The sequence below is a fragment of the Rhodanobacter ginsengiterrae genome (genome assembly GCF_050026815.1).
GTDB lineage: Bacteria > Pseudomonadota > Gammaproteobacteria > Xanthomonadales > Rhodanobacteraceae > Rhodanobacter > Rhodanobacter ginsengiterrae.
On the sequence record NZ_JALBWO010000054.1, the window covers coordinates 108571 to 131665 of the forward strand.

The 23095-nt window shown below is 66.4% G+C and carries 25 protein-coding genes; 6 read left to right on the forward strand and 19 right to left on the reverse strand.

What is annotated here, in order from left to right:
- Nucleotides 1–16: 16 nt before the first annotated feature.
- From ACQGNJ_RS10320 to ACQGNJ_RS10400, 17 genes are all read right to left on the reverse strand, one after another.
- The gene (locus tag ACQGNJ_RS10320) at nucleotides 17–574 is read right to left on the reverse strand and encodes a NuoB/complex I 20 kDa subunit family protein (protein WP_426689157.1); all 558 of its coding nucleotides are present in this window, start codon (nucleotides 572–574) and stop codon (nucleotides 17–19) included.
- Entirely contained in the window at nucleotides 565–921 is a 357-nt protein-coding gene (locus ACQGNJ_RS10325; protein ID WP_007805203.1) for an NADH-quinone oxidoreductase subunit A, read from the reverse strand. Before ACQGNJ_RS10325 ends, ACQGNJ_RS10320 begins: the two co-directional genes overlap by 10 nt.
- Before the next feature lie 286 nt (nucleotides 922–1207).
- Nucleotides 1208–1561, reverse strand: a complete 354-nt coding sequence (locus tag ACQGNJ_RS10330) for a PilZ domain-containing protein (RefSeq protein WP_007805201.1) — start codon at nucleotides 1559–1561, stop codon at nucleotides 1208–1210.
- A 133-nt stretch (nucleotides 1562–1694) separates the two neighbouring features.
- Entirely contained in the window at nucleotides 1695–4544 is a 2850-nt protein-coding gene (locus ACQGNJ_RS10335; protein WP_426689158.1) for a bifunctional diguanylate cyclase/phosphodiesterase, read from the reverse strand.
- A gap of 196 nt (nucleotides 4545–4740) precedes the next feature.
- Nucleotides 4741–5700: a PIG-L deacetylase family protein gene (locus ACQGNJ_RS10340; protein ID WP_426689159.1), complete on the reverse strand. Its 960-nt coding sequence runs from the start codon at nucleotides 5698–5700 to the stop codon at nucleotides 4741–4743.
- On the reverse strand, nucleotides 5697–6632 hold the full coding sequence (gene holB / locus ACQGNJ_RS10345; RefSeq protein WP_426689160.1) for a DNA polymerase III subunit delta': 936 nt from the start codon (nucleotides 6630–6632) through the stop codon (nucleotides 5697–5699). Before holB ends, ACQGNJ_RS10340 begins: the two co-directional genes overlap by 4 nt.
- Nucleotides 6629–7270 carry a dTMP kinase gene (gene tmk / locus ACQGNJ_RS10350; protein WP_426689161.1) on the reverse strand — a complete coding sequence of 214 codons (642 nt, stop codon included), beginning with the start codon at nucleotides 7268–7270 and terminating at the stop codon, nucleotides 6629–6631. Before tmk ends, holB begins: the two co-directional genes overlap by 4 nt.
- On the reverse strand, nucleotides 7267–8301 hold the full coding sequence (gene mltG / locus ACQGNJ_RS10355; RefSeq protein ID WP_426689162.1) for an endolytic transglycosylase MltG: 1035 nt from the start codon (nucleotides 8299–8301) through the stop codon (nucleotides 7267–7269). The genes tmk and mltG overlap by 4 nt, the downstream gene beginning before the upstream one ends.
- Nucleotides 8298–9125, reverse strand: coding sequence for an aminodeoxychorismate lyase (gene pabC, locus ACQGNJ_RS10360; protein ID WP_426689163.1), 828 nt, complete (start codon nucleotides 9123–9125; stop codon nucleotides 8298–8300). Before pabC ends, mltG begins: the two co-directional genes overlap by 4 nt.
- On the reverse strand, nucleotides 9125–10453 hold the full coding sequence (locus ACQGNJ_RS10365) for an aminodeoxychorismate synthase component I (RefSeq protein ID WP_426689304.1): 1329 nt from the start codon (nucleotides 10451–10453) through the stop codon (nucleotides 9125–9127). Before ACQGNJ_RS10365 ends, pabC begins: the two co-directional genes overlap by 1 nt.
- Nucleotides 10454–10481: 28 nt before the next feature.
- Nucleotides 10482–11720 carry a beta-ketoacyl-ACP synthase II gene (fabF, locus tag ACQGNJ_RS10370; RefSeq protein ID WP_426689164.1) on the reverse strand — a complete coding sequence of 413 codons (1239 nt, stop codon included), beginning with the start codon at nucleotides 11718–11720 and terminating at the stop codon, nucleotides 10482–10484.
- A gap of 235 nt (nucleotides 11721–11955) precedes the next feature.
- The gene (gene acpP / locus ACQGNJ_RS10375) at nucleotides 11956–12195 is read right to left on the reverse strand and encodes an acyl carrier protein (protein WP_007805185.1); all 240 of its coding nucleotides are present in this window, start codon (nucleotides 12193–12195) and stop codon (nucleotides 11956–11958) included.
- A 196-nt stretch (nucleotides 12196–12391) separates the two neighbouring features.
- On the reverse strand, nucleotides 12392–13135 hold the full coding sequence (gene fabG / locus ACQGNJ_RS10380; protein ID WP_426689165.1) for a 3-oxoacyl-ACP reductase FabG: 744 nt from the start codon (nucleotides 13133–13135) through the stop codon (nucleotides 12392–12394).
- Nucleotides 13136–13173: 38 nt separating this feature from the next.
- Entirely contained in the window at nucleotides 13174–14121 is a 948-nt protein-coding gene (gene fabD, locus ACQGNJ_RS10385; RefSeq protein WP_426689166.1) for an ACP S-malonyltransferase, read from the reverse strand.
- A 144-nt stretch (nucleotides 14122–14265) separates the two neighbouring features.
- Entirely contained in the window at nucleotides 14266–15240 is a 975-nt protein-coding gene (locus ACQGNJ_RS10390) for a beta-ketoacyl-ACP synthase III (protein WP_426689167.1), read from the reverse strand.
- Between the two features lie 160 nt (nucleotides 15241–15400).
- Nucleotides 15401–15595 carry a 50S ribosomal protein L32 gene (gene rpmF / locus ACQGNJ_RS10395; protein WP_007081784.1) on the reverse strand — a complete coding sequence of 65 codons (195 nt, stop codon included), beginning with the start codon at nucleotides 15593–15595 and terminating at the stop codon, nucleotides 15401–15403.
- A 70-nt stretch (nucleotides 15596–15665) separates the two neighbouring features.
- Nucleotides 15666–16139, reverse strand: a complete 474-nt coding sequence (locus ACQGNJ_RS10400; RefSeq protein WP_426689305.1) for a YceD family protein — start codon at nucleotides 16137–16139, stop codon at nucleotides 15666–15668.
- A 206-nt stretch (nucleotides 16140–16345) separates the two neighbouring features.
- On the opposite strand from ACQGNJ_RS10400, the gene ACQGNJ_RS10405 reads away from it, so the two are divergent.
- The 6 genes from ACQGNJ_RS10405 to ACQGNJ_RS10430 all read left to right on the forward strand — a co-directional run bounded on the left by ACQGNJ_RS10405 (nucleotide 16346) and on the right by ACQGNJ_RS10430 (nucleotide 21978).
- Nucleotides 16346–16801, forward strand: a complete 456-nt coding sequence (locus ACQGNJ_RS10405; RefSeq protein WP_426689168.1) for a hypothetical protein — start codon at nucleotides 16346–16348, stop codon at nucleotides 16799–16801.
- On the forward strand, nucleotides 16798–17394 hold the full coding sequence (locus ACQGNJ_RS10410) for a Maf family protein (protein WP_426689169.1): 597 nt from the start codon (nucleotides 16798–16800) through the stop codon (nucleotides 17392–17394). Before ACQGNJ_RS10405 ends, ACQGNJ_RS10410 begins: the two co-directional genes overlap by 4 nt.
- Before the next feature lie 104 nt (nucleotides 17395–17498).
- Nucleotides 17499–18431, forward strand: coding sequence for an AAA family ATPase (locus tag ACQGNJ_RS10415; protein WP_426689170.1), 933 nt, complete (start codon nucleotides 17499–17501; stop codon nucleotides 18429–18431).
- The gene (locus ACQGNJ_RS10420; protein ID WP_426689171.1) at nucleotides 18431–19384 is read left to right on the forward strand and encodes a DUF58 domain-containing protein; all 954 of its coding nucleotides are present in this window, start codon (nucleotides 18431–18433) and stop codon (nucleotides 19382–19384) included. The genes ACQGNJ_RS10415 and ACQGNJ_RS10420 overlap by 1 nt, the downstream gene beginning before the upstream one ends.
- Nucleotides 19381–21348: a transglutaminase TgpA family protein gene (locus ACQGNJ_RS10425; protein WP_426689172.1), complete on the forward strand. Its 1968-nt coding sequence runs from the start codon at nucleotides 19381–19383 to the stop codon at nucleotides 21346–21348. Before ACQGNJ_RS10420 ends, ACQGNJ_RS10425 begins: the two co-directional genes overlap by 4 nt.
- A gap of 48 nt (nucleotides 21349–21396) precedes the next feature.
- On the forward strand, nucleotides 21397–21978 hold the full coding sequence (locus ACQGNJ_RS10430) for a Slp family lipoprotein (RefSeq protein ID WP_426689173.1): 582 nt from the start codon (nucleotides 21397–21399) through the stop codon (nucleotides 21976–21978).
- A 67-nt stretch (nucleotides 21979–22045) separates the two neighbouring features.
- On the opposite strand, the gene ACQGNJ_RS10435 is transcribed toward ACQGNJ_RS10430, so the two are convergent.
- Both ACQGNJ_RS10435 and recR read right to left on the reverse strand, forming a co-directional pair.
- The gene (locus tag ACQGNJ_RS10435; protein ID WP_426689174.1) at nucleotides 22046–22390 is read right to left on the reverse strand and encodes a histidine triad nucleotide-binding protein; all 345 of its coding nucleotides are present in this window, start codon (nucleotides 22388–22390) and stop codon (nucleotides 22046–22048) included.
- Between the two features lie 23 nt (nucleotides 22391–22413).
- The gene (gene recR / locus ACQGNJ_RS10440; protein WP_426689175.1) at nucleotides 22414–23016 is read right to left on the reverse strand and encodes a recombination mediator RecR; all 603 of its coding nucleotides are present in this window, start codon (nucleotides 23014–23016) and stop codon (nucleotides 22414–22416) included.
- Nucleotides 23017–23095: the final 79 nt, after the last annotated feature.

The following is a 23095-nucleotide window of genomic DNA, read 5'->3' on the forward strand; positions in this document are numbered from 1 at the left end:
CTTCAGAGTGTGCCGTTCAAGAGCGCGCGATGGTGCTGGTGCGACGGATTTTCTTCTGCAACTGCAGGATGCCGTGGATCAGCGCTTCGGCCGTGGGCGGGCAGCCCGGCACGTAGATGTCCACCGGCACGATGCGGTCGCAGCCGCGCACCACGGAATAGGAGTAGTGGTAATAGCCGCCGCCATTGGCGCAGCTGCCCATCGAGATCACCCATTTGGGCTCGGGCATCTGGTCGTAGACCTTGCGCAGCGCCGGGGCCATCTTGTTGACCAGGGTGCCGGCCACGATCATCACATCGGACTGGCGCGGGCTGGGACGGAAGATCACGCCGTAGCGGTCCAGGTCCAGTCGCGCCATGCCGGCGTGCATCATCTCGACCGCGCAGCAGGCCAGGCCGAAGGTCATCGGCCACATCGAGCCGGTGCGCGCCCAGTTCATCAATGCATCGATGCTGGTGGTGGCAAAGCCACGCTGCACCACCGGATTGTCACCGGCCGGCAGCAGGATGTCGTCGACCAGGTTCAACGGCTCCGGGTTGTGCATCACCCGGCTGACGGAATCCATCACTCCCATTCGAGTGCTCCCTTCTTCCACACGTAGGCGAAACCGATGACCAGCAGCAGCAGGAACAGGCCCATCTCGATCAGCGCGATCACGCCAAGCTGCTGGAAGACCACCGCCCAGGGAAACAGGAAGGCGATTTCCAGATCGAAAATGATGAACAGGATGGCGAGCAGGTAGTAGCGCACGTCAAAGCGCATGCGGGCGTCTTCGAAAGCCTCGAAACCACACTCGTAGGGCGCCAGCTTCTCGGCCTCGGGTCGACGCGGGCCAGCCAGCAGGCCAATGGCCAGCAGCACCACGCCAAGGCCGGCAGCGACGCCGATGAACAACAGGACAGGCCAGTATTCGGCAAGCACGATGCAACTTACCTCCGCGCCTCGATGGCGCATCAGTGACCGTGGGGTGTGATCGGGCAACTCACGGTCCGGCGATTTCGATTCGGCAGGCCTTGCAGGCCGCGGGCTGTCCAGCCCCGTCCGCAGGCGTTGCTGCCATGGACGTCCGACGTTTCGCGAAATGGATTCGCGAATCCCGCCATTGTATCAGTGCGCAGGGGTACAACAAGCCTTGACGACCAGTCGCGTGCCGACTAACGGCAGGAAAACGCGTGTCGCGAAACGTCGACAGCGCCACCCGCACGCATCACATCGTGTGCGTGGGACGCTCCGAGTTGAGGGTGCCGGCCAGGATGTTCTCGATCCGGCTGCGCGCCGCTTCGGCGTCGCCGGACTCGTTGAAGTGGATGCCGATGCCGGCGGTGCGGTTGCCCTGTGCACCGACCGGACTGACCCAGACCACCTTGCCGACCACCGAAATGCGCTCGGTTTCCTCGGCCAGCGTCACCAGCAGCACCACCTCGTCGCCCAGCGAATAGGATTGCGCCGTCGCGGCGAACAGGCCGCCATGCTTGAGGAACGGCATGTACGCGTTGTACAGCGACGCCGCGTCCTTGATTTTCAACGAGATGATGCCCTGGCGGGCGCCCATGGGTTTCATGCTTGACTCCTGCCGGACGCCCGAAACGCCCGATCAATGAAACGAATCTTAGATGCTGTCATCCGGGCGCACCACTGTCGGCCGCTCCGCCGGCATGCGACGAGCCCATGCCGGCATCGCCACGCACGCCCGGCTAACCCGCCAGCAATGACTGGCGCTCGGTGACCAGGTTGTCCCAGGATGCCGGCGGGACCCAGCCGGCAACCCACGCCGGCACCCGTTCGCAGGACATCGGCCGCGATATCCAGAAACCCTGCAATTGATGGCATCCCAGCGACGCCAGCAGGTCGCCCTGCTCGGCCGTCTCCACCCCCTCGGCGATCACCGCCTTGGCCAGCATGCGCGCGGTGGTGATCACCCCCGCCGCGATCGCCATGTTGCGATCGTTGCTGATGATGTCACGCACGAAACTCTGGTCCAGCTTGATGTGTTCGATATCAAGCTTCTGGATGTGGCTCAGCGAGGCACTGCCCGTGCCGAAATCGTCCAGCCCCACGCGAATGCCTCGACGGCGGCATTCCTCGATCACGTCCTTGGCCCGGGTGTGGTCCATGGTCGGGCCGGTTTCGGTCACCTCGATGCCGAAGCCGACGTCCATCACGTCAGGGTAGTTGTCGAGCACGGCATCAATATCGGTAAAGAAGGCCGGATGCAGCAGATGGCGGGTGCTGATGTTGACCGAGACGGGAATCGAGACACCGGAGCGGATCCACGACTGGCAGCAGCGCAGCGCCTCGTCCAGCACGTAGCGGCCGATCGGCCGGGCCAGTTGCGGATCATCCAGCACGTGCATGAACTTGCCCGGCTCGATCAGCTGATCGCTGTCGCCCAGGCGCAGCAGCGCCTCCATCCCCGCCACCCCATGCAGGCCGGGCAAACCGTCGATGTAGACGATCGGCTGGAACAGCAGGCGCAGCTGACCTTGCTGCAGCGCCTGCGCCACCCGCTCGCGCATCGCCTGCAGCCGGACCTGCTCCAGCTCCATCGCCGGCTCGTACAGCATGCCGCGATCCTTGCCTTCGTCCTTGGCCTGGTACATCGCCAGGTCAGCGTGCCGCACCAGGCCTTCCGCATCCGATGCGTCCAGCGGAAAGAGGGTCCAGCCCACGCTGGCCGACAGGTACAGCTGCTCGCCCATCAGATTGAACGGAGCGCGCAACACCTGCAGGATGCAGCGACTGATCACGTCGAGCTGCTCGCGGCTGTCCAGTCCGGGGATGACCAGCGCGAACTCGTCCCCACCGAAACGCGCCAGCACGTCGGCCTCGCGCAACATGCCCACGACGCGCGCCGACGCTTCGGCCAACACGTGGTCGCCGCCGCCATGGCCGATCGTGTCATTGACACTCTTGAAGCGATCGAGGTCGAGCACGCCCACGGCCAGCAGGCTGCCCTGCGTCCGGGCGCGAGTGCGCGCCTGCTCCAGCAGCTCGAACAGCAACCGACGGTTCGGCAAACCCGTCACCACGTCGTAGAACGCCAGCCGCTCCACCCGCGCTTCGTGCATCTTCTGCTGGGTGACATCACGGTAATGCCACAGGCGTCCGCTTGGCACGCCGCCAATCTGCACCGGCGTGAAATCACGCAGAAAGATGCGCCCGTCGCTCATCGCCACTTCGTCGCCCTTGACGGGCCGGTCCTGCGCCAGGATCTGCCGGCTCCGCAATTCGGCGGCATCCGGATCCCGGTACGCCGAACGCAGCCGGGCGTACAGCCAATCCGCCGGCTTGCCTTCCAGCCGGGCAGGCGGTTCGGTCAAGCCGAACAGCGTGCAGAAGGCCTCATTGGCAAAACCCACGCAGTCGTCCTCGGACATCGCCAGGATGCCGGCGTGCTGATTGGACAGCACCGTGCGGAAATACTGCAGGTTGAAGCGCAGATCCTGTTCCGCCGCCAGCCGCGCTGCCTGCGCGCGCTGCATCTGGATACCCAGGCCCAGTTCCACCGCCATTTCCGCAAATACCTGGATTTCGATTTCGCCGAAGGCATCGACGGTGCCCGCCTCGAGCAGCAGACAGCCGGCAATCATCCCGGTGACGCGCAGCGGCAAGGCCAGCAGCGACGGCACATCGGCACTGCCTGGCTCAAGCGGTGGATTCGCGGGGGAAGCCGGCTGGTGCGACTGGGGCAAGCTGGTGGCCAGCGCCCTCGCCACCAGGGCGCCGGCAGCGGTGCGACCGGGTTGGCCGGACTGCAGGTCCAGCAGGACCAGATCATCCAGCCCCTCCTGCGCCCGCTGCTGCAAGCGGTCCGCTTGAGCGGACTCGAACAGGCCGATCCACGCGGCGCGATAACCGCCGATGGAACGCACCACGTGACAGGCACCCGCCAGCAGCGATTGCTCGCTTTCGCTATGGGTGACCAGCTTGATCATCTCGCTGAGCAAGCGCAGCGCGCGACGCTGCCGCGCCTCGTCCTGCGCCGACAGCAGCAGTCGCGTGCGCTGCTCGTGCGCTTCCAGGCCGAAGCCGATGCTGATTGCTGCCTGCTGGAGAAGTTCGATCATCCGTGGCGAAAAGAAATCGGCATGGGCGGAGCGGATGACCAGCACCGCGCCGACCTCGCCGAACTTCAACACCGGCACCGCCAGTGCCGCCTGCACGCCGTGCCGCTCGCAGGCGGGCCGAAGCATCTGCAGCGCCTCGCCGCGATGGAGGTCCGCCTCCAATTGCGGCTCGCCGCGCCAGAACGAGGGTGGTGCCGCCGAGAAGGCAATCCGCTCGGGATAGAAATCGGCCATCCCAGCAGGCACCTGGGCCGGCGCAATGCGCTGCATCCAGCCGCGGCGGCGATCCAGTTCACCCACCATCACCCGACATGCACCGATCCGCCGCTGCAATACCTCGATCACCGCCTCGTACAGCACGACCGGTTCCAGCGAGCGCCCCAACAACTGCCCGATCTCGAACAACGCGGCATGCAAACTCTCGCCTGATGCGGCATCGGCTGCCGCCTGCGTCGAGTTCTGCTCCGATATGCGCATTCGGATGCCCGCCAGATGGACGGCTGCGATGACGTCTGCCCTTCCAGGCAGCGACTGGATCCACTGGAATTGCCGCCACCACCGGGCTTGCGTGGCGGGACGTGATGACAGACCAGACCACCGTCATCTTCCCCCTCCCATCAAGCTAGCCCGGTCAATCGACCCGCGCAAGAGCCGATTCTGCTCCCGCAGCGGGTCAGGACAACTCGCACCAGCCCCAGTGGTCGAAAATCCACGGGCTGGGCAAGCTCGACTGCAGGCGCGCAAAAGTCGGCGCGGCCTTCGAATACGTCGAAGGCAGCAAGTGCCAGGCGCCCACCTCGTCGCGCTGCAGTGGCGCTTCACGCCAGCGCCAGCTGTGTGTGCCCGCCGCGCCGACCACGCTGAGGCGCAGCCAGGGACGCCACCAGGCCGGCGGCTGCCATGGCAGCGCGCCCAGCGGCGGCGCCGGCCAGGCACAGCACTCGGGTCGGCTGGCCAGATGTCGCATGCGCTTGGCGCTGAGTGCCATCTGGCTGCCATGGGCGTCGAGCGCAGCGAGCTTGCTGGCCAACTGGGTGGTGCTGCCAGCCACTTCAAAGGCATGCTCATCATCCCGGGCGCCATGCACGAGATAGGTCAGCAGCGGCGGCGGCTCGGCCTGACTGGCCAGCGCCAGACGCACCAGCACATGCGCTGCGCCATGGTCGGGATGATGGTCGGACAGCGCGGGTGCCAGCACCAGGCTGGGACGAAAAGCCTCGATGGCCGCAGCCAGCGTCGTCACGGAAGTCACTGGCTCCTGCAGCAACAGGTCGTTCAGCCCCATGTCCGGCCAGCCCAGCGACTGCAGACACGTCCTGGCCAGGCCCAGGCGCTGCAGCGCCTGCAACATTTCGGCCTGCCGGCGGCGCCCCCAGCGCCGTCGATCCTCAGCACCGATATGCAGGCGCCGCTCCAGCCAGCGTTGCGGCCACGGGTTGTTGTCGCCGGCGGTGAGCAACACGATGACCACCTCGCCGCCGGCCGCACGCACGCGCTGGATCAATACGCCGCTGGCGATGGTCTCGTCGTCCGGATGCGGTGCGATCACCAGCAGTCGGGTCTGCGCAGAAAACGCCGGCAGGCCATGCATCGCCAGCGGAGGCGCAGAACCGGTCGTACCAGCCAGGCTCATCGCCACTGCGCCAGCAACTCCAGCAACAGCAGGTCACCACGCAGCGGCCCGCGCAGGCCCTCACGGGTGCGATTGGCCGCGTCGTACCAGTGGCCCAGTGCCTCGACATCCATCGTGCTGGCGAGCGGGCCGATGCCGGCGCCCGAACGCGCCCGGATCTCGTCCGCCGTGGCCTGCGCGGCGAACCACAAGCGCTGCGCCGGCTCGCTGTCCAGCCAGCGCTTGACCACTTCGCTGGGTTGGCCACGACCGGCCGCCAGCGCCGCCAGATCCTTGCGCACTTCCTGTCGCCGTTCCAGCGCGCCCTCCCCGGCCCAGGCTCGGGCCAGGCCAGGATTGCCACCGGCAGCGACCAGCGCGGCGGCGGGGTCACGCACACCTTCGGCCTGCAGCCAGGTCAATGCGTCGGCCTCGGCGGGCAGCTGGAATTCGATCTTCTGGCAGCGACTGCGGATGGTCTGCGGCAGACGCCACGGCGCATCCGCCAGCAGGATCAGCATGGTTTGCGCGGCGGGTTCCTCCAGCGTCTTCAGCAAGGCGTTGGCCGCGGCGGGGTTCATCGCATCGGCCGGATCGATCATCGCCACCTGCCAGCCGCCGAACTGGCTGTTCATCGCCAGCCGGGCCGACAGTTCGCGGATCTGGTCGACCACGATCTCGCTGCGCTGCACGCCATCCTTGCGCAGGCCGAAGCCCAGCAGGACCAGATCCGGATGCGAACCAGCCGCGATCAACAGGCAACTGCGGCAATGCCCGCAAGGCTCGCCAGCTGCCGGCTCGCCGCACAGCAGCCCATGCACGAAGCGCTGCGCAAACGCACGCTTGCCCAGGCCGGCGGCACCACAGATCAGCAAGGCATGCGCCAACGCACCACGTTGGCGGCTTGCCTGCAGTCGCGCCCAGGGTTCGCTTTGCCAGGGCATGCTGCTCATGGCTGCGCATCCACCCGCAGGCTCGCCAACGCCGCGGTGGCCGCCTGCAGCACGCCGGCCGCCGGCTGGCTGGCATCGATCATCCGGAAGCGTTGCGGCTCGGCCGCGGCACGCGCACGGTAGCTGGCGCGTACCCGTTCGAAGAACGCATCTTCTTCCACCTCGATACGGTCGGCGTCGCCGCGACCGGCGGCGCGCGCCCGCCCGGTGGCCACCGGCAGGTCAAGCAGCAGGGTCAGGTCGGGTTGCACGCCGATGCAGGCCCAGCGTTCAAGCTCTGCGATGCGCTCGATCGGCTGGCCACGGCCACCACCTTGATAGGCATAGCTGGCATCGGCATAGCGATCGCACAGCACCCATTTTCCGCACGCCAACGCCGGCTCGATCACTTCGCGCACCAGTTGCGCACGCGCGGCGAACATCAGCAGCAGTTCGGTTTCGCCAGCCATGCCGCGCTGGGTCGGGTCGAGCACGATCGCGCGTACCGCCTCGCCCACGGCGGTGCCACCGGGTTCGCGTGTCTGCACGACGGCGATGCCGCCTCGCTCGATGTAATCGCGCAGGCCGGCCAGCAAGGTGCTCTTGCCGGCGCCTTCGCCGCCTTCGAGGCTGATGAATTTTCCGCGGAGCGCCGTCATCGGCAGCGCTTCCGCTGGTAGCAATCGACATTGCGATTGTGTTCTTCCAGCGTCTTGGCGAACACATGCCCGCCATCGCCACGGGCCACGAAATACAGCGCATCCCCCGCAGCCGGGTGCAGCGCGGCGACCAGCGCCGGCTTGCCCGGCAAGGCGATCGGCGTGGGCGGCAGACCCGGGCGCGTATACGTATTGAATGGTGTGTCGGTGGTCAGGTCGCTCTTGCGGATGTTGCCCGCGTAGGTCGTCCCCATGCCGTAGATCACGCTGGGATCGGTCTGCAACAGCATGTGATCCTGCAGGCGCCGCACGAACACGCCGGCGATCTGCGCCCGCTCGGCCGGAAGTCCGGTTTCCTTCTCCACGATCGAGGCCAGGATCAGCGCATCGTACGGCGTGGCCAGCGGCAGGTCCGGCGCGCGCGATGGCCACAATTCATCGAGGGTCTTGACCATCGCGGCATGCGCGCGGCGCAGGATGTCCAGGTCGGTGTCGCCTTTCACATAGGCGTAGGTCTCGGGCAGGAAGCGCCCCTCCGGTGCCTCGCCACCGGCTCCGATCTTCTGCATCAGCGCGGCGTCGTCCAGGTTCGCGCTGTCGTGTCGCAGCTTTTCAGCCCGGCTCAGCGCCTGCCGCAGCTCGGCAAAGCTCCAGCCATCGACGATGGTGAAATTGCGCTGCAGGACCTTGCCTGCAGCCATGTTGGCAAGCAGCTGCCGCGGCGTGACACCGGGTTGGAGTGCGTACTCGCCGGCGTGCAGTTTGCCAGCCACCCGCATTTGCGCAGCAAGCGCGCGCCAGTACAACGGGTTTGCCGTGCTCAACTGGCGTTGGCGCAGGTCGGCGACGATGTTCCTGAAGCTGCTGCCGCGAGCCACGTCGATGCTGTCGCCACCAGCCGGCACGTTCAACGGCGTCGAACTGAACCGGCTGTACGCGTTTCCGAAGTAGAACACGGCGCCGGCGGCCGCCAGCAACAGCAGCAATACCAGCGTCGGCCATGCACGACCGCGCATCAGTTTGTGACTCATCCAGCCTGCTCCATCGTGAAACCCAGATCCTGCCAATGCCGCTGCAACCGGCGCGTGAGTGCCCCAGGCGGGTAATGGCGGCCTTCCAGCGAGTTTGCCGGCACGATGCCGCGCACACTGGAACTGAGAAACAACTCGTCCGCCGCACGCAATTCCGCCAGCGTCATGTCACCCACCCGCGCACCCGGGCAAGCCGCCAGCACCTCGGCCCGCGCCACCCCGGCCACACCGCACCGGTCCAGCGAGGGCGTCCGCAACTCACCGTCGATCACCGCAAACAGATTGGCCATGGTCGCCGAAATCACCCGCTCGTGGCTATCCAGCAGTACACCCTCGGCGATCGCCGGATCGTCCCACTCGGCACGGGCCATTACCTGTTCCAGTCGATTCAGATGCTTGATGCCGGCCAGCAGTGGCTGTTCGGACAGGCGGATATCGCAGATGCGCAGTTGTACGCCCTGCGCATAAACATGCCTGTCCACATGTGGCGGCACGAACGCGGACACCACGCGGCTGGGCCGGGGATGCGCCGGCAGCGCATAGCCGCGCTCGCCCTGCCCGCGGCTGACGGTGATGCGGACCACCGACGTATCCATGTCGGCGCTCACTTGCAGCGTCTCCTGCCACAACTGCTGCAGGTCGGGCGGCGGAATCCGCAGGCGTGCGCAACCGTCGGCCAGTCGTTGCATGTGGCGCGACCACAACGGCGCGACGGTTCCGATCAGACGAATGCTTTCGAACAGGCCGTCACCATAGCCCAGGCCGCGATCGAGTACGGAAATCTGCGGCGTCGGGATGCCGTCGACGAGGATGCGCGCGGACATCAGTCCGGCACTCCCAGTGCACGCAGCAACCCGCGCGCCTTGGCGCGGGTTTCCTCCAGCTCGCTGGCAGCCTGCGAATCGGCAACGATGCCCGCGCCGGCGCGCAGGCTCACTTCGTTGCCAAGCAGGGTCAGTGTGCGGATCAGGATGTTCAAGTCGAGCTCGCCGTTGCGATCGAGATAGCCCAGCGCGCCGGTGTACGCGCCGCGCGGGGCACCTTCCAGCGCGGAGATGATTTCCATGCAGCGCACCTTGGGACAGCCGGTGATGGTGCCGCCGGGAAAGGTGGCGGCGATCACTTCGCCAGGTGTCACCTCCGCACGCAGGCGCCCGCGTACATTGGAGACGATGTGGTGAACGTGGGCGTAACTCTCCACCACCATCAACTCGTCCACCTCGACCGTGCCCGGCATGCACACCCGACCGAGGTCGTTGCGCTCCAGATCGATCAGCATCACATGCTCGGCGCGCTCCTTCGGATGCGCGCTCAGTTCGCGGATGCGTGCCGCCTCGTCGTCACCGGGCATCCGCGCGCGGGTGCCGGCGATCGGCCGGGTCTGCGCCACGCCACCGCGCACCTCGACCAGCCGCTCCGGCGAGGAACTCACCACCGCCCAGCCCGGCTGCTGCAACAGACCGGCGAACGGCGCCGGGTTGGCCCGGCGCAATACCGAGTACAGCGCGGCCGGCGTGGGTGGCTGTTCGTACCGCGCGCGCCATGCCCGCGACAGATTCACCTGGAAAATATCGCCAGCGTAAAGGTGCTCGTGGATGCGCGCCACGCCGTCGAGGAACTGCCCCGGAGCATCTTCGTCCCAGGCGCTGACAACGGCCAGCGGCGGGATCGACGGTGCCGGAGCCAGGTCGGACTCCAGCAAGTCCAGCAGGTGTTCATGGCCAGCTTCGGCGACCAGGTACGTGCAGTCACGCGCATGGTCGACGATCACCGCTGCCGGACAGCGCAGCGCCAGCGCCAGTGGCAATCCCGTCGGCGGTTGCAGCTTCAGCCCGGGCTCGATCTCGCCGGCCAGTTCGTAGGCCAGCAGCAATACCCAGCCGCCGTGGAACGGCAAATCATCGTCCGCCGGCGGCAGACGCTCGGCCTGCCAGGCTGCATCCAGTGCGTCGAGAAAGCGCCCTTCGCGGAAGTGACCCTCGCCATCCTGCAGGCGACCGTCCGCCTGCAGGCTCAGGCGCCCCTGCGGAAACGCGAAAAGAAGATCGTGCCGCGATTGCGCGGTGCCATGCACCACGCTTTCCAGCAGGCACGGATAGCGCCCGGGAAATGAAGCGGCCGGCGCGAGCAGATCGCGCCGGCCGGGCAGCATACGACGATGGCAAGTCACGCCTGGTCGATCAGAGGCGACGGAAGGCGAGCGTGCCGTTGGTGCCGCCGAAGCCGAAGGAATTGGAGATGGCCACGTCGAACTTCGCCTCGCGCGCGGTGTTCGGCACGAAGTCGAGGTCGCAGCCTTCACCGGGGTTGTCCAGGTTGATCGTCGGCGGCAGCACCTGATCGCGCAGCGCCAGTATCGTGAAAATCGCCTCGACGCCGCCGGCAGCGCCCAACAGGTGACCGGTGGTCGACTTGGTCGAACTCATCGCCAGCTTGTAGGCGTGGTCGCCGAACACCTTCTTCGCCGCCATCACCTCGCCCAGATCGCCCAACGGTGTGGAGGTGCCATGCGCATTGACGTATTGCACATCGGCAGGGTTGAGGCCGGCGTCATTCAATGCCGTCTGCATGCAACGCGCGGCACCTTCGCCACCCTCGCTTGGGGCGGTCATGTGGAACGCATCGCCGCTCATGCCGAAACCGACCAGCTCGGCGTAGATGCGCGCGCCGCGTGCCTTGGCATGTTCGTACTCTTCAAGCATCAGCACGCCGGAACCATCGGACAGCACGAAGCCGTCGCGGTCCCTGTCCCACGGACGGCTGGCCTTGGTCGGCTCGTCATTGCGGGTGGACATCGCCTTCGCCGAACAGAAACCGGCCATCGCGGTACCGGTGGTGGCGAACTCGGCGCCACCGGCGATCATCGCGTCGGCGTCGCCGTACTGGATCATCCGCGCGGCCAGACCGATGTTGTGGGTGCCGGTGGTGCAGGCGGTCACGCAGGCGATGTTCGGCCCCTTCAAACCGAACATGATCGACAGCTGGCCCGAAACCATGTTGATGATCGAGCTGGGCACGTAGAACGGAGAGACGCGACGTGGCCCCTTGGCCGCCAGTTCCAGCGCGGTCGCCTCGATCGTGTAGAGGCCGCCGATACCCGCGCCTACCGCCACGCCGATGCGCGCGGCATTCGCCTCGGTCACTTCCAGCCCGGAATCGCGCAGCGCCTGGGTACCGGCCGCCACGCCGTAGTGGATGAACGGGTCCATCTTCTTGATGTCTTTCGCCGGCATCCAGTCCGCCGGATCGAAGCCGCCGACCTGACCGGCAATGCGCGTGGAATAAGCGGAGGTGTCGAAATGGGTGACCGGACCGATCCCGCTGACGCCCTGGACGACCCGATCCCAGGCGCTGGCGAGGTCGTTGCCGACCGGCGAAATGATGCCCATGCCGGTCACTACCACACGTCGCTTGCTCATGCTGATTTCCTTACGTGATTGCGTGGATCTGCCACTGCCGACAGCCAGCGCAGGTAATGCCGTGACGCCCGCGCGCAGCCGACGCGTGTCCCCGGGCCACCATACGGGGTCGGACGTTACAAAATGCAGAAACGAAAACTGCGCCAAGATGGCGCAGCGTTCGGTACCGCCACGTGAACAAACCGGCTCGCGCCAGGCGGGCCCATCCGGTCAACGGCGGTCAATTCCCTGCCGATCAATCCTTGGAGTGGGCCTTGATGTAATCAACGGCCTGCTGCACGGTGGTGATCTTCTCGGCATCTTCGTCGGGAATCTCGGTCTCGAATTCTTCTTCGAGCGCCATCACCAGTTCCACCGTGTCCAGCGAATCTGCGCCCAGGTCGTCAACGAACGAAGCGTTCGCCGTGACTTCATCTTCCTTCACGCCCAACTGCTCGATGACGATTTTCTTGACGCGCTCTTCGATGGTGCTCATGTTGCCCATACCTCTCAAGAAGAAATTGATTTGTCTGTGCCGGCTCGATGCCTGCAAAAGGCCGGCGCATTGTAGTGGCTAAACCGCAAGGCTGCCACGAGGAGCCGATGGCGCGGGGAGACTCCCCCGCTCACCGGCACGAAAGTCCAATTGTCGCCTAAAACGAAGCTGCTGGCGACAATGGCGTCAACACACGTCACGGCATGTACATGCCGCCGTTGACGTGCAGTGTCTCTCCGGTGATGTAGGCAGCCGCTGGCGAAGCCAGGAAGCCTACCGCGCTGGCGATGTCCGCCGCCTCACCCAGACGCCCCAGGGCAATCTGCCCCAGCATCGCCGTCCTGGCCTCTTCCGGCAGTGCGCGGGTCATGTCGGTATCGATGAAGCCAGGCGCCACCACGTTGACGGTTATGCCTCGGCTGCCGATCTCGCGCGCCAGCGACTTGGAGAACGCGATGATGCCCGCCTTGGCCGCCGCATAATTGGACTGGCCCGGATTGCCGGTGAGGCCGATCACCGAGGCGATCGAGATGATCCGCCCCTTCTTCGCCTTCATCATGCCGCGCATCACCGCCTTGGAGGTGCGGTAGACCGAGGTGAGGTTGGTATCGATGATGGCCTGCCAGTCCTCTTCCTTCATCCGCATCAGCAACTGGTCGCGGGTGATGCCGGCATTGTTCACCAGGATCGACACCGCGCCGAACTCCTTGGTGATCGCGTCGACCAGACCCTCGACCGCGGCGCCATCGGTCACGTCCAGCTTGCGGCCGTGACCGCCGTGGGCGGCCATGCGCTCGCCGATGGCGGCCGCCCCGCCATCGCTGGTGGCGGTGCCGATCACGGTGGCGCCCATGGCCGCCAGTTCGTCGGCGATCGCCGCGCCGATGCCGCGGCTGGCACCGGTGACCAGCGCGACCTCACCTTGCAGTGGTTTGCTCATTTGGATCATTCCTTCGGAAATCGGTTGATGATGCGCGGTCATGCCCACTCGGCAAGCGCGGCATCGAGGTCCGCCGGCGCACCGATCGCGCGCGCTTCGATGCTTTTGTCGATGCGTTTGATCAGGCCGCTCAGCACCTTGCCCGGACCGCATTCGGCAGCGCGGCTGGCACCGCCAGCGACAAGCGCCTGCACGCATTCGGTCCAGCGCACCGGCAGGTAGAGCTGACGTTGCAGCGCGCCGCGAATCTCCTCGACCGTGGTGTAGCTGCGCGCCTCCGCATTCTGGATCACCGGCAGCGACGGCAGTTGCCAATCGATCGTGGCCATCCGCGCGCCCAACTGGTCGGCTGCCTCGCGCATCAGTGCGCAATGCGACGGCACCGATACCGCCAGCTTGATCGCCTTCTTCACACCCAGCTCCGCCAGCCTGGCCAGTGCGCGGTCGACCGCCTCGGCGTTGCCGGCAATCACCAGCTGACCGGGCGAATTGAAATTCGCCGGTGAAACGACCTGGCCTTGCGCCACCTCGTCGCACACCGCCGCGATCTGCGCGTCGTCGCCGCCGAGAATCGCCGCCATCGCGCCCACCCCGGCCGGCACCGCGGCCTGCATCAGACGGCCACGCTCGGCGACCAGCGCGGCGGCGTCGTGCAGCGACAACGCGCCGGCACACACCAGCGCACTGTATTCGCCAAGACTGTGACCGGACATCAGCTGCGGCTGTGCACCGCCCAGCTTCCGCCATACGCGCCACACCGCCACGCTCGCCGCAAGCAAGGCGGGCTGCGTGTTCTCGGTGCTGTTGAGCCGATCTTCCGGGCCATCTGCGCTCAGGCTCCACAGATCAAGACCGACACCTTGCGAGGCTTCGTCGAAAGCGGCCCGGACTTCTCCGTGTGCGGCGGCCAGTTCGGCCAGCATGCCGACCGACTGCGATCCCTGACCGGGGAAGACGAAAGCGAGCGAGGAAGCGGATGAACTCATGGATGGGCGAATCCCGTCGGCGAAAGCGAACATGGTGCCATGCCTTGGCCGCCATACGCAGCTGTATTCAGTGACGCGGCACGATCCCAACGCACGATGCCGCCCGAAGGCGGCACCGCGGCAAGCCTTGCGCAGCTTGCTCGATCAGTAGCGCAGCAGTGCGGAAGCCCAGGTGAAACCGCCGCCGAACGCTTCCAGCAGCAGGTTCTGGCCACGCTGCACCTTGCCCGAGCGCACCGCGTAGTCGAGCGCCAGCGGCACCGAACCGGACGAGGTGTTGGCGTGCTTGTCGACCGTCACGATGACGCGCTCCATCGACATGCTGAGCCGCTTGGCCGTCGCCTCGATGATGCGCAAGTTGGCCTGGTGCGGAATCAGCCAGTCGATCTGCGACTCGTTCATGCCGGCAGCGGCCAGGGTTTCCTCGACCAGCGAGTCGAGCGTCTTCACCGCGACCTTGAACACTTCGCGCCCCGCCATGCGGATGCGCACGCCGTGGTTGGGCTCGTCCTTGAAGCCGACGGAAACACCTACCGGGTTGTACAGCAGCTCCTTGTGGCCGCCGTCAGCATGCAGGCAGGTCGCATAAATGCCCGGCTCATCCGATGCCTCGAGCACCACGGCGCCGGCACCGTCGCCGAACAGCACGCAGGTCTCGCGTTCGGTCCAGTCGACCATGCGGGTCAGCGTTTCCGCGCCGATCACCAGAACCTTCTTCGACTGCCCGCTCTTGATGAACTTGTCGGCGATGCCCAGCGCGTAGACGAAGCCCGAGCAGGCCGCATTGACGTCGAACGCGGCGCAGCCGTTCGCACCGAGGCGATGCTGCACCAGACAGGCGGTCGACGGAAAAATGATGTCGGGTGTGGTGGTGCCCAGGATGATCAGGTCGAGCTCGGACGCCTTGACCCCAGCCGTCTCCAGCGCCTGCTGCGCAGCCTGGAACGCCAGATCGCCGGTGGTCTGGCCTTCGGCAGCGATATGACGCTGGCGGATGCCGGTGCGGCTGCGGATCCACTCGTCACTCGTCTCGACGATCTTTTCCAGATCGGCGTTGGTTACCACGCGCTCCGGCAGCGCGCTGCCGGTGGCAATGATGCGGGAGTAGATCTGGGCCATTCAGCTGTCCATCAACGTAAACAAGGGATTGAACGCCTTGGGCGGCGCCAGCGCAACCGCCTCAGCCGGCGTTCGGCTGTTCGACAACGCAAAACGGCGCGTCGCCGCGCCGTTTTTTGCTGATCACGTCCGGAAATCCAGCGAGACTTCCGAAAGGAGATCAATCCTCGACCGACACCGCACCCTTGGTCTCGATCACTTTCTTGCCGCGGTAGTAGCCATCCTTGGTGACGTGATGGCGCAGATGCACCTCGCCACTGGTCGGATCGGTCGACAGTTGCACGGTCTTCAGCGAATCGTGCGAACGGCGCATGCCGCGGGTGGACGGGGTACGGCGGCTCTTGGCAACTGCCATGGTAGTTCTCCAACGGAAACTTGAATGATGTGTGGCTTGGTGACCCGGGCCGGATGACTCGGGTCGGCGTTTACTTCTTCAGTTCGCGCAACACCGCGAACGGGTTTTCTCGCTGCCCTTCACCGGACGTTTCCGGCTCCTGGCTGATCACCTCGTCGGGCAGGCTGCTATCCGGATTGACCGGCACCAGCGGCAACGCCAACAACAATTCGTCTTCTATCACATCGCGCGGGTTCAGCCGGCCATCCTCGGCCACCAGCAGCGGTTCGCAATCCGGCGGCAAACCCGCCTCGTCGCGCTCCAGTCTGATCAGGCCAAGCCGCGTGTCCACCGTCACCGGCAATGCAAACGGCTCAAGCGTACGCTGGCACAGCAGGTTCAGCGATGCCGTGGCGCGAACATCGACATAACTGATGCCAAGTTCGTCACGCCCGAAGTCCAGCTCGAAATGCAGCAATCCCTCGGTATCGGCCAACGCCTCGCACAGGCGGGGCATGGTCGCTACAGGAAGCGTTCCCTCGAACGAACGCCGCGCCGAAACCATGCGCCAAGCGTCCACGGACTCTGGCAGTGTCACGGACATAATCGGTAAATGTTAGGTTCCAGCACGACCGAAGTCAACTGGCGCGTCATTCCGCCGCCTGATGGACACCCGCTCCGCCGCCTGATGGACACCCGCTGTCGGCATATTTTGCCTGATTCGCCCCCGATGCGGCAGACTGAATCTCTTTGCCACCTGAGCCGCCGCCCGTGAACTTCTTCCTGACGCTCGGTCTCGTCGCCCTGCTGCTGTTGCTGCTCGGTCTTGCCGGCACCGCCTTGCTGTTGCGGCGGCGCCAGGGCCTGCGCGGCAGCAGCCTGACGACCCTGCTGGACCTGGCCGACCGCCTCGAGGCCGACCTGAAGACCTGCCGAGCCGGCCTGCAACAGGCGCATGCGGTGATGTCGCTCAACCCCGACCTGCCCGCCGCCAGCGAACAGGAGGCGCGCCACGCCATTGATGCCGGGCTGCGTGCCCTGCTGCAACAGCGCCTGTGGATCCGCGACCACTCGCCTGGTGCCAGCCAGCGCGAGCTGGACGCAGCCGCCACCTCCATGCGCGATACCCGCAGTCGCCTGCAGCCGCTGCTGCAAGCGCTGGTTCAGGCCCAGACCGATCTGGACAGCGCCATGCGCGAACACATCCGGCGCGAGTCGGACGCATGAGCCTGCCCGAGCAACTTCCGCGGATCGTCTTGGGATCCACCTCGCGCTACCGCGCCGACCTGCTGCGTCGGTTGATCCCGCACTTCGAGCAGGTCGCCCCGGCCACCGACGAAGCGCCACTGCCGGACGAAGAGCCCCGCGCACGCGCCCTGCGTCTGGCCATCGCCAAGGCGGAGGCCGTGGCGCAGCTGTGTCCAGGTGCGCTCGTCATCGGCTCCGACCAGGTCGCCGCGCTCGGTGACCTGGTACTGGACAAGCCCGGAAGCGTGGAGCGCGCATGCGCGCAGCTCGCCGCCAGCTCCGGTCGCGAGGTCGACTTTCATACGGCCCTGTGCGTGATCGATACCCGTCATCATCGGCAATACACCCATCTCGATCTCACCCGGGTGTGCTTCCGCCAGCTGCAGCCTGACGCGATCTGCCGCTATGTGGAACGCGAGCAACCGCTGGACTGTGCCGGCAGCTTCAAGTGCGAAGGGCTTGGCATCAGCCTGTTCGACCGCATCGACAACCAGGACCCCAGCGCGTTGATCGGCCTGCCGCTGATCGCGCTGGCGCGACTGCTGCGCGAAGCCGGCGTCACGGTGCCATAGCATCGGGCAGAACGCCGGCACCGGCCCGCTACACTGGGCCATCACTGCGACCTCATCACCCCGCGTCTTTCACTCCAGCGAAGAACCAGGCCTCCGTGTCCGCCATGACCCAGTCCCACGATGCATCCCTGCAGCAGCGACTCGATGCCGCGATGGCCCAGGTCAATCTGGTGCTGCTCGGCAAACCGCGTCAGGTGAAACTGGCCTTTGCCTGCCTGATCGCCGGCGGCCACTTGTTGCTGGAAGACGTGCCGGGCGTGGGCAAGACCACACTGGCGCACGCACTCGCCGCCACCTTCGCGCTGGAATTCCAGCGCGTGCAGTTCACCAGCGACCTGCTGCCCTCGGACATCATTGGCGTCAGCGTGTACGAGCGCGACACCGCGCAGTTCCGTTTTCATCCCGGCCCGATCTTCACCGGTCTGCTGCTGGCCGACGAAATCAACCGCGCCAGCCCGAAAACGCAAAGCGCGCTGCTGGAGGCGATGGCCGAGGGACAGGTCACCGTGGATGGCCAGACGCATGCGCTGGCACAGCCGTTCTTCGTGGTCGCCACGCAGAATCCGCTGGATCTCCACGGAACGTTCCCGCTGCCCGACTCGCAACTGGACCGCTTCATGCTGCGACTGTCACTGGACTATCCCGATGCCGGCGCGGAACGCGCCCTGCTCGGCGGCAGCGATCGGCGCGACCTGCTTGCGCAACTGACCCCGAAGCTGGATGCGGCCGCACTGCTGGAACTTCATCACCAGGCACAGGCGATCACCGCCAGCAGTGCACTGCTCGATTATCTGCAAGCCCTGCTCGGGGCCAGCCGGCGGCACGCCGACATCCGCGTGGGCCTGTCGCCCCGCGCCGGTCTGGCGTTGCTGGCCGCGGCGCGCGCGTGGGCCCTGCTCCACCGGCGCAATCATGTGCTGCCGGAAGACATCCAGGCGCTGTTTGTTCCACTGGCCGCCCATCGCCTGTTGCCGGCGCGCGGCGCCAACGGCGACACGCTGGCGCGACAGCTGCTGGCCGAGGTGGCGGTGGATTGATGCGCAAGCAGCTGCAACGCCTGCAGCGATGGGCCGAGGGCCGGCTGCCCGCGCTCACCCGTTATCGCCTGCCGGAAAACCTGCCGATCGAATTGCATCGGCGCCGCATCTATATCGTGCCGACCGGCTTCGGCCTTGGCTTCTCCGTGCTGCTGCTGGTCATGCTGGCCGGGGCATTGAACTACAGCAACAACGCCGCGCTGTTGCTGACCTGCCTGCTCGGTGCGGCCAGCGCCGCCAGCATGCTGGTGGCCTTCCGCAATCTTGACGGCCTGCGACTGGGACATATCGGTGCCGGCCACGCGGTGGCCGGCGACCCGCTGCTGCTCGCGCTCGCCTTCGACTCGGCCCGTCCACGCCAGGCGATCCGCGTCGATCTCGGTGATGCCACCACGGCCTTCGCGCTCGATGGCCGCGTGAGCGCGGTCGTGCGATTGTCGGTGGCCACCGAAAGGCGCGGCTGGCAACCCTTGCCACGGCTGCGCGTGTGGACCAGCTGGCCACTGGGCATGTTCCGCGCATGGAGCTGGCTGCGACCCGAGCAATCCGTGCTGGTCTGGCCGCGACCGGAGCCTGCCGGCCCCGCGCCGCAGGCTCCCTCCGGCGACGCTCGCCACATGCGCCTGCACCGCGGCGACGAACTGGCGGCGTTGCGTGATTACCGGGTCGGCGATCCGCGCCGGCACATCGCGTGGAAAACCAGCGCCCGCCACGAAAATCTGCTGGTCAAGGATTTCGAGCAACCGCAGAGTCGCCCGCAATGGCAGCTCGATTGGCGCCAACTCGGCGGCATGGACAACGAGGCCCGCATCGCCCGGCTCGCCCGCTGGTTGAACGAAGCCGAGGCGCGCCGCTGCAGCTACAGCCTGTGGCTGCCCGGCGACGACATCGCCAGCAGCAGCGGACCGCTGCACTACGCACGCTGCATGAGCGCGCTGGCGCAACTGCCATGACGCGCCTGCGCGGCAGCACGGCGGAGCGGCCGATCGACGCCCGCGCGTTCGACCTGCTGAGCATGACCCTGGCGATGGTGCTGGGCCTGCACGCGGCCCATCTGCCGTGGTGGCTGGTGGCTGCCCTGGGCGTGATCCTCGGCTGGCGCTGGTGGCAACGGCAGCGGCGGATCGGCCGGGTACCGCGCTGGCTGAAGCTGCCCTTGCTGGCGCTGCTGACACTGGCGGTGGTCCTGCAGTACGGCAACATCTTCGGCCGCGAGCCCGGCACGGCGCTGGCCGTCGGCCTGCTGATCCTGAAACTGCTTGAAACCGAGACCACCCGGGACGCGCGCGTCGGCATCAGCTTCGCCTGTTTCGCGCTGATGACCGCGCTGCTGTTCGATCAGGGCATGCTGGTCACGTTCATCGTCGCACTGGGGTTGCTGCCGGTACTCGCCACGCTGCGGGCGCTGGAGCCGGCGCAGGAGGGGGCCGACAGTCTGCCACGGTCCCTGCTGCCGGGGCTGGTGCTGACCGCCGCGGCGTTGCCGCTGGCCCTGCTGGCTTTTCTGCTGGTGCCCCGGCTGGATTCGCCGCTGTGGGGCGCGCCCACGCAAAACGAGGCAAGCACCGGCCTGGCCGACAGCATGTCGCCGGGCAAGTTTGCCGAGCTGCTGCTCGATGAGAGCCCCGCGATGCGGGTCAGTTTCGACGGCGCTCCGCCGCCCCGTGGCCAGCGCTATTTCCGCGCCTATGTGATGGCGGGCTACGACGGATTCACCTGGAAGTTTCGCGATCTCGCCACCCTGGCGCCCTCAACGCTGGAAGTCGCCGGTTCCACCCGCTACCAGATCAGCCTGGTGGCGACCCACCAGAACGTGCTGCCGACCCTCGATGTACCCGTGGATGCGCCGAAAGGCGCCCGCATGCGGAGCGACCGCGTGGTGATCGCGGACAAGCCGGTCAACGACGCGCTCACTTACCGCCTGAGCTCGGCCACCCGCTATCGGCTGGAACCCGAACCGCTGGAACATCGACGCCGCTGGCTGCAGTTGCCTTCCGGCTTCAATCCGCGGGCGCTGGCGTTGGGCAAGCAGTGGCGCCAGCGCCATGGCAGCGACGACGGTGCCATCGTGCGCGAGGCCCTTGCGCTGTTCCATGACGGCGGCTTCAGCTACACGCTGGCGCCGGCACCGCTGGGCCGCGATGCGATGGACGACTTCCTGTTCGACACCCACCAGGGGTCCTGCGAACACTACGCTTCCGCATTCACCGTGCTGATGCGGGCGGCGGGCATCCCTGCACGGGTGGTCACCGGCTATCAGGGCGGCTACTGGAACAAGCTGGGCAATTACCTGCTGGTGCGCAACTCCGATGCGCATGCGTGGAGCGAGGCATGGCTGGCCGGGCGCGGCTGGGTGCGCGTCGATCCCACCGCCGCCGTGCGTCCCGAACGCGTGTCGCAGGGTGCGGCAGCGGCTGCCGGCGAACAGTTGGGCTGGTACCAGAGCGACTGGCTGCAGGGACTGCGCAATCACTGGGACATTGTCAACCGCTGGTGGGACCAGGGCGTTACAGGTTTTGATGCCTTGCGCCAACGTGGGCTGCTCAAGCCGTTCGGCATCCGCGATACCGATACGACCACGCTGGGCTGGCTGCTTGCGATCAGCAGCATGCTGTTCATCGGGATCGGCCTGGGCTGGGCATTGCTGCGGCGGCAAACACGCGATCCCCTGCGGGAGGCGTTGCGCGAGCTGGAGCGCAAACTGGCACGCAAGGGCATCGCGCGCCGGCCCGGCGAAGGGCCGAAGCATTACCTCGGTCGCGCGGCCCGCGCCTTGCCCGACCAGCGCGAAGCGATTGCCGGGCTGATGAGGAGCTATCTTGAGTTGCGCTACGCCCATGTCGAACCACCAACTGAACCACTGCGCAGCTTCATTCGATCAGTACGGGATTTCCGCATCGCCCGCGTGGTCAAATAGCCGTCGAACCAAAGGCAGCCATCGTTGCCCATGTATGGAGAGATCCCCATGTCCCTGTACCGCCCGCTGACACTCACCGCGGCCCTCGCCCTTCTGGCAGGCTGCGCGACGATCCCGAAACCGCTGGAAGGCACCTACACCGACATTTCCACCGCGAGTGCCCAGCAAGGTGGCGCTGGCGGCAACCGTGTGCGCTGGGGCGGCGAGATCATCAAGACCGAGCCCGGCCCGCAGCAGACCTGCTTCTACGTGTTGTCGCGACCGCTGGACAGCCAGGCGCGCCCGGAGGCTGGCAGCAATGGCGAGAACCTTGGTCGCTTCGTGGCCTGCCGCACGGGGTTCTACGATCCGGAAGTCTTCGTTCGCGGTCGCGAGCTGACCGTCACCGGTACCTTGCACGGCACCGTCTCGCAGAAGGTCGGCGAATTCGACTACGCCTATCCGCGAGTCGAGGCTGACGTTGTCTACCTGTGGCCGAAGCGGCCGGTGATGGTGGACTATCCGCCGGGCTTCTACGACCCGTTCTGGGGTCCGGGCTTTGGTCCTTACTGGGGCGGCTACCCCTACGGCGGCTACTATCCACGTCGGGTGATCGTGGTGCGCCCGCCGCCACCGCCGCCAAAGAAGTAATCGTCCATGAAAAACGCCGGCGCGAAGCCGGCGTTTTCCTGTCCCGCGACGGATCGATGCCGGATGTTCAACCGGGTGGCCAGTGCAACCGCCTTCCCGCCAGCAGATGCACGTGCAGGTGAAACACGGTCTGTCCGCCATCTTCGTTGCAGTTGATCACGGTGCGGTAACCCTGTTCGGCAAGGCCCTCCGACTTGGCATAGGCTGCCGCGGCCAGCAGCAGCTTGCCGAGCAGTTCCGCGTCAGCGCTCACCGCATCATTGAGCGTGGCGATCGGCTTCTTCGGGACGAACAGCACATGCAGCGGGGCCTGCGGATTGAGATCGCGGAAGGCCAGCACGTCCTCATCCTCGTAGACGATGTCAGCCGGAATTTCGCGGCGGATGATCTTGCTGAAAATCGTGTCGCTCATGGCGGGCTCCTTCGGGTGAAGATTCAATCCAGCAACTGCCGACCGCCGAAGGCGTGCGCCAGCGTGCTGCGATCGACGTATTCCAGTTCGCCGCCCAGCGGTACGCCATGGGCCAACCGTGTCGGCCGCACCCCACCGGCGCGCGCCAGCTGGGCCAGGTAATGCGCGGTGGCTTCGCCTTCGACGGTGGGATTGGTGGCGATGATCAATTCCTCGATCTCGCCTTCGCCCAGCCGCTGGCTCAGCTGCGACAAGCCCAGTTCCTCCGGCCCCAGGCCGTCCAGTGGCGACAGGCGTCCCATCAACACGAAGTACTGGCCGCGATAGCCGGTAGCCTGCTCGATCGCTGCCAGATCCGTTGGCGACTCGACCACGCAAAGCACCTGCCGGTCCCGACTGGCGCTGGCGCACAGCACGCACAGCGGATCTTCGCTGAAGTTGCGGCAGCGCTCGCAATGACCGATGCGCTGCATCGCCTGCTCCATCACCGCGGCAAGTTTCAGCCCGCGATCACGCTCGCGTTCCAGCAGATGGAAGGCCATCCGCTGCGCACTCTTGCCGCCCACGCCAGGCAGGCAGCGCAGCGCTTCGATCAGATCGGCGAGTAGGGGGGAGCCGGATGACATGGAAGATCCGAGTAGTGAATGAAGAGGAGTGAGAAGTGAGAGAAAGGCGGTGAGCGGCAAGCTGATGCTCTCTCCCACT

Excerpts from the sequence above, each read along its gene's own strand:
- ACQGNJ_RS10410 (WP_426689169.1), top strand. The coding sequence starts at position 16,798 with ATGAGCCTGCCCGAGCAACTTCCGCGGATCGTCTTGGGATCCACCTCG.
- ACQGNJ_RS10435 (WP_426689174.1), bottom strand. The coding sequence starts at position 22,390 with ATGAGCGACACGATTTTCAGCAAGATCATCCGCCGCGAAATTCCGGCT.
- fabG (WP_426689165.1), bottom strand. The coding sequence starts at position 13,135 with ATGAGCAAACCACTGCAAGGTGAGGTCGCGCTGGTCACCGGTGCCAGC.
- ACQGNJ_RS10390 (WP_426689167.1), bottom strand. The coding sequence starts at position 15,240 with ATGGCCCAGATCTACTCCCGCATCATTGCCACCGGCAGCGCGCTGCCG.
- ACQGNJ_RS10425 (WP_426689172.1), top strand. The coding sequence starts at position 19,381 with ATGACGCGCCTGCGCGGCAGCACGGCGGAGCGGCCGATCGACGCCCGC.
- rpmF (WP_007081784.1), bottom strand. The coding sequence starts at position 15,595 with ATGGCAGTTGCCAAGAGCCGCCGTACCCCGTCCACCCGCGGCATGCGC.
- tmk (WP_426689161.1), bottom strand. The coding sequence starts at position 7,270 with ATGACGGCGCTCCGCGGAAAATTCATCAGCCTCGAAGGCGGCGAAGGC.
- mltG (WP_426689162.1), bottom strand. The coding sequence starts at position 8,301 with ATGAGTCACAAACTGATGCGCGGTCGTGCATGGCCGACGCTGGTATTG.
- ACQGNJ_RS10400 (WP_426689305.1), bottom strand. The coding sequence starts at position 16,139 with ATGGTTTCGGCGCGGCGTTCGTTCGAGGGAACGCTTCCTGTAGCGACC.
- ACQGNJ_RS10365 (WP_426689304.1), bottom strand. The coding sequence starts at position 10,453 with ATGCTGCCCGGCCGGCGCGATCTGCTCGCGCCGGCCGCTTCATTTCCC.
- ACQGNJ_RS10415 (WP_426689170.1), top strand. The coding sequence starts at position 17,499 with ATGACCCAGTCCCACGATGCATCCCTGCAGCAGCGACTCGATGCCGCG.
- ACQGNJ_RS10330 (WP_007805201.1), bottom strand. The coding sequence starts at position 1,561 with ATGAAACCCATGGGCGCCCGCCAGGGCATCATCTCGTTGAAAATCAAG.
- ACQGNJ_RS10335 (WP_426689158.1), bottom strand. The coding sequence starts at position 4,544 with ATGCGCATATCGGAGCAGAACTCGACGCAGGCGGCAGCCGATGCCGCA.
- ACQGNJ_RS10320 (WP_426689157.1), bottom strand. The coding sequence starts at position 574 with ATGGGAGTGATGGATTCCGTCAGCCGGGTGATGCACAACCCGGAGCCG.
- ACQGNJ_RS10430 (WP_426689173.1), top strand. The coding sequence starts at position 21,397 with ATGTCCCTGTACCGCCCGCTGACACTCACCGCGGCCCTCGCCCTTCTG.
- fabF (WP_426689164.1), bottom strand. The coding sequence starts at position 11,720 with ATGAGCAAGCGACGTGTGGTAGTGACCGGCATGGGCATCATTTCGCCG.
- holB (WP_426689160.1), bottom strand. The coding sequence starts at position 6,632 with ATGAGCAGCATGCCCTGGCAAAGCGAACCCTGGGCGCGACTGCAGGCA.
- ACQGNJ_RS10420 (WP_426689171.1), top strand. The coding sequence starts at position 18,431 with ATGCGCAAGCAGCTGCAACGCCTGCAGCGATGGGCCGAGGGCCGGCTG.
- recR (WP_426689175.1), bottom strand. The coding sequence starts at position 23,016 with ATGTCATCCGGCTCCCCCCTACTCGCCGATCTGATCGAAGCGCTGCGC.
- ACQGNJ_RS10340 (WP_426689159.1), bottom strand. The coding sequence starts at position 5,700 with ATGAGCCTGGCTGGTACGACCGGTTCTGCGCCTCCGCTGGCGATGCAT.
- acpP (WP_007805185.1), bottom strand. The coding sequence starts at position 12,195 with ATGAGCACCATCGAAGAGCGCGTCAAGAAAATCGTCATCGAGCAGTTG.
- pabC (WP_426689163.1), bottom strand. The coding sequence starts at position 9,125 with ATGTCCGCGCGCATCCTCGTCGACGGCATCCCGACGCCGCAGATTTCC.
- fabD (WP_426689166.1), bottom strand. The coding sequence starts at position 14,121 with ATGAGTTCATCCGCTTCCTCGCTCGCTTTCGTCTTCCCCGGTCAGGGA.